At 59.5% G+C, this 921-nt stretch carries 1 protein-coding gene; it reads left to right on the top strand.

Translation table 11 applies throughout. The features are described 5' to 3' along the window. Positions 1–333: 333 nt before the first annotated feature. Positions 334–921 (top strand): coiled-coil domain-containing protein (locus CQY20_RS35330; protein ID WP_474630431.1); only part of this gene is annotated, 588 nt, incomplete at its 3' end.

Genomic DNA, 921 nt, shown 5'->3' on the forward strand with positions numbered 1-921 from the left:
AGACAAGCCACACCCCACCCGGAGGTTCTCCTCACATCAAGCCAACACGCCTGCTACCAACGTCCTGTCCCAGTACAACTAGGTGCCTTCTTCGAGCCGCATCTGAATATTCACATTGACGTCCCACTCGTTTAGTTTCTAACCGTGACCGCTGACCTCGACGCGTACGAATGCCTCGGCGGCCTCGAGACTCCGTTCAGGTTGACAGCCAAAGACGAACGCCGGCAACGGGATCGACAGAGTTTGCGTGACTCAATGCGGTGCGAAGTCGCACCACTAAGTTACGAACAGTATCGTGCGGGCGCGCCCTGCCCTGGATGCCGTCGTCCGTACGTGGACGCTGAGCCTTTCGAGAATAAGGGCACGATGAATTTTTCCGACGCCGAGCGTGCCCGGTACGACGCCGAAGAGACCCTGTTCAAGACCGCCCACGGTTCGTGCGGATCCCATCGCCACAGCGTCTCAGGGTCGCTGACCATGCATTGTGGCAAATGCTGCCCGATGCCACCGCTATCGCCGGCCCAGATTGCCCGGCTTGGCACCTTGTTAAGACCACCCCCGGCACATGAGCTGATGGTTTGGCATCTGAGCCTGTACTGCGGGCACACGGTTGAACGCACCGCCCACTCGAGTCACAAGTCCGTCCACGCCGCCTTTGGTGGCGCAGTCCGATGTGCGCAATGCGGTCTTGACCCGGCGACGGTAATCGATGCCCGCGCGATCGGGCCGGCTGGGAAACCACCGCACCAAGCACCGACCCCTGCACGTCGGAAACCTACCCGCGCCGAACTTGAAACACGGATACAGCAATTAGAAGCAGAGAACGAACGGCTGCGTAGCGGTCGGCGATTTCTGGGGGTGATTGCAACAGCCACCTTGTTGGAGGTTGTTGTGTATCTGAAGGCTTATCCCTGGATTATG

The sequence above is a fragment of the Mycolicibacterium agri genome, from assembly GCF_002553505.1.
GTDB classification, from domain to species: domain Bacteria; phylum Actinomycetota; class Actinomycetes; order Mycobacteriales; family Mycobacteriaceae; genus Mycobacterium; species Mycobacterium agri.